Genomic DNA, 3395 nt, shown 5'->3' with positions numbered 1-3395 from the left:
GGCGCCGCTGGTACCGGCGCAGCGACAACGAGAGGCTCTGGCAGTGTCTTGAAGGCCTGTTGAGCTGTTTGGCAGAACAGCCCGTACCCGTGCGGGTTGGATAGTCGGCGGGGCCGCTGTGTGCGGCCGGAGCCCGGTGAGGCAGGGTGGAGGCCATGGTGACCTTGGCGAACTCCGTGATCAGCCGTTCCGTGCGGACGGCATCTGCCGCCCTGCTGGAGGCGGGCTCCCAGACCAAGGTCGCCTCCCTGCAGGGAACGGAGGCACTGTTCTTCCACCGGCTGGATGCCACCGAGCACGCCCGGCGCCAGGAGGTGGCTGCTGAGCGGCTAGACCGGATGGCGGTGCTGGAGACGCTCCTGACGCTGCCGGTGGGCATCCCCGTCCCTCTCGCCTCGCTCGACGCTGGCCAGCGGCGGGCCGTGCGCGCCCTGCCCGCAGGCGCCGCGGACCGTGACCGCACGACGGTGACCCGGCGCGCGGTGCGGCCGGTGCGCGTGGACCTGGCCGTGGTGCGCGTCGGCGGGGGGCGCCAGGGACTGCGGGGCGCGGGCCGTTTCGCGCCGTTCTGCCGCCGCGCCATGCTGCTCACCCGTCGCCCCGCACACCTGGAAGAGCTGCTGGCCGAGGCCGACTTCTACGGCATCGGCGTGTTCCTCGCCACCGAGCACGGCGTGGAGATGATGCTCGCACCAGAGGAGTACCGCCCGGAGCGGCACACCGCCGCCGCGTGGTGCTTCGTCGAGGAGCTGTATCAGCTCCTGCGCTGATGGTCGGCCGCCTGCCCGTTCGCTCCGTTCGTCATCGCGGCCGGGGACGCCAGCGCCCACCGCTTCAGCTGCTGGGGCACCTTGAAGGCGTCCGGCTGCCGCAGCTGCGCGTTCACCAGCGGGTACCGTTCCACCGCCGCACGGCAGCGCTCATGCCACCATGTCTGGCGCGCCAGCCCGGGAGCGACCGCAGTCAGCGTGCGCAGCCACTCCATCAGTACCGCCACATTGTGCGCGGCGGCGCGTGCCTGGCGCTCGCCCTCGTTGCTGGCGAACGCATCCAGCGCCCACAGCCCCTCACACGCTGCGCAGCCGCAGACGGGAGCCGTGGCGCCGGCGAAGCGGTCGGCCAGTGTCTTGCCGAGGAAGAAGTCCATCAGCTCGGCAAACAGGACATGCGGCGACGTCGAAAAGCCCTTGCTGGTCTTGGCCTTCTCGCCCGGGGCCACGATGTGCCGCAGCCGGCTGCCGGCACCGAACGCCGCGAACGCCGCCCCTGCAGCCAGCGCACCGAAGGCCGCCAGATCGGTGCGCAGCAGCGCCGCGCCCGGCACCTCCTCGATCACCCGCCGCAGGTGGTCGACGGCCCGTGCGTGCCGTGCGAGAGGGTCCATCTGCCCGCCCAGCATGATTGCCTTCGGTCCCCTCACCAGCCGTAGAAAGGCAATCAGCTGCCGCACCGCGTCCTCCTCCCGCAACCAGCCCACATCGACCGGCGCCGCGAAGATAACCTGGGCGTCGTCCAGGGCGGCCACCCGCTGTACCGCGGCCTTGAGAGCGTCGGAGTTCTCGGCGTGGATGTAACCCGTCGGGGTCATGGGCGCGGTGACTCCCACCGCCCGCTGCTCCGCCAGCGACACCTCCAGTGGATCGTCGAAGGCGAAGCCCTCCGACCCGTGGGGAAACGGCTCCTCCTCGCTGGCCGCCCGCGCCTCATAGGCGGCCGGATCGACCAGCAGGGGCCCGGTGAACTGCCCCTCGCCGCGCAGCTTTTTGGCCTTCCGTAGCGCGTCTTTCCCGCACAGCACGAGGCCGCTGCGACCCGTATCGAGCTGTGTACGCAGGTAGCCGACACGAGCAGGCGTCACCTGCAGCAGCATGCGTCCCTGCAGAACGCTCAGCGCACCGGACAGGGCCTGCGGGGCGTCGGGAAGCTCGGCGGGATCGGAGCGCGGGCGCGGAGCAGACGGGTCGATCATGTCCTCACCTTCGAAGCGGCTCAGGGGATAACGAGCGGTCGCCTGCCATATACAGGCGCTTGAAGTCCTCGGGCAGCAGGCGGGCACACGCGGCCGCCTCGTCGATCGCCAGGCCGCGGTCGGACAACAAGACGTTCACCAGCGCTGGGACGCGTGTGGGCTGCTCCGGCGCCACCTCGACCGGTTCGGCCGTGCGGTAGCCGAGCGCCGACATCTCCACCATCACCGTGCGGTATTGCCATTCGGTGATGGCATTCAGGGTGAGTGCGCGCCGCAGCAGCGCGCTCATCGACACCCGCCAGACGCGCTTGAGCTCCGCCAGCCTCGCCAAGTCCACACCGTCGGCAAACGCCGGCCGGATATCGGCCGCGGGCATCAGGAACTCCGCGGCGAACGCGTCAGCCTGCCTCTCCTGCTCGCTCGACGTGCCGGGCTCGGGATGCATCACCAGATGACCCAGCTCGTGCGCGACACTGAAGCGGCAACGATCGCCCGGCGCATGGTCGTTGACCAGGATTAGCGGGACCTGGAGGTTGTCCCACTGACTGACCGCGTCCAGCAGTTCACTGCCGAGACTCCGCATCACGACCAGGCCGCCGGCCTCCTCGATCGCGGCGATCACATCGGTCACCGGGCCCCTGGGTAGGCCCCAGGCGCGGCGCACCTGGCGGGCCGCATCCTTGGCCGTCGTGAAGTCGTCCAGGAGCAGGCGGGAGAAGCGGTGTGGCAGGTCCGCTGTCGCGGCGGCCTGCGCAAGCCCCGTCACCTGCAGCCGTACCAGGGCGAGTTGGGCGTGGATGCGGCGCAGCGCCGAGGCCGACAGTGAAGCCCGCTTGCGGTGATGGATCAGTCCCACTCCCACCCCGCTCACCTGAGGATCCAGGCACAGCAGGTCCGCGGGGTAGCCTAGGGCGGCGGCGTACAGCTGAAGACGGTCCTCGTCGACCGCGAGGCGCCCCGATTCCGCCCGGCTGACATAGCCCTGGGACACCGCCGCGGCCCCGGGCGGAGCCGCCTTGGTCATGGCGGCGGCTACGTCAACCTGCGTCATGCCCCGGGACTCGCGCGCCAGCACGAGCATCCCGGGATGTGCCTGCAGGTCACCGGACGCCATCACACCACACCGCCTCAGATCAGTCCTCAAAACATTAGCACGGAATATTCCGCTACTGATTCGGTTTCCCAGTGGGCTCCGTCACGCTCAACTGCCGTTCCGTGGACGGTGCCGTGCTCCCACGGTGCGAAGGCAACCCCCGGTCGGCAGCCGCACCGCCGCACCATCCGGCCCGTCCGCCAAGGGGGTTCGCGCAGTCCTCCGCGCCGGGACATTAACTGGCCCTAACAAAGCCTCTGGACGTGCCGGTGGGTGATCAGGCAGACAGCGAGGCCGAGGAAGGCCTCGTGGATGTCGTCGCGTCGTTCCCAG

Annotated in this window: 3 protein-coding genes; 1 reads left to right on the top strand and 2 read right to left on the bottom strand. The window is 70.2% G+C overall.

The genetic code is table 11. From position 1 onward, the window contains the following. Window positions 1-155: 155 nt before the first annotated feature. The gene (locus tag ACIRD7_RS43230) at window positions 156-770 is read left to right on the top strand and encodes a hypothetical protein (RefSeq protein ID WP_403461567.1); all 615 of its coding nucleotides are present in this window, start codon (window positions 156-158) and stop codon (window positions 768-770) included. Here ACIRD7_RS43230 and ACIRD7_RS43225 read toward each other — a convergent pair. After that, complete coding sequence (locus ACIRD7_RS43225) at window positions 755-1969, bottom strand: hypothetical protein (protein ID WP_403461566.1); 1215 nt, start codon at window positions 1967-1969, stop codon at window positions 755-757. The two genes, ACIRD7_RS43230 and ACIRD7_RS43225, sit on opposite strands and share 16 nt — an antisense overlap. Before the next feature lie 4 nt (window positions 1970-1973). Next, window positions 1974-3083, bottom strand: coding sequence for an ImmA/IrrE family metallo-endopeptidase (locus ACIRD7_RS43220; RefSeq protein WP_403461565.1), 1110 nt, complete (start codon window positions 3081-3083; stop codon window positions 1974-1976). Window positions 3084-3395: the final 312 nt, after the last annotated feature.

The organism is Streptomyces sp. NPDC093568 (assembly GCF_044764945.1).
GTDB lineage: Bacteria > Actinomycetota > Actinomycetes > Streptomycetales > Streptomycetaceae > Streptomyces.
The sequence above is the reverse complement of the archived record's forward strand: the minus strand, read 5'-3'. Positions and strand labels throughout refer to the sequence as shown.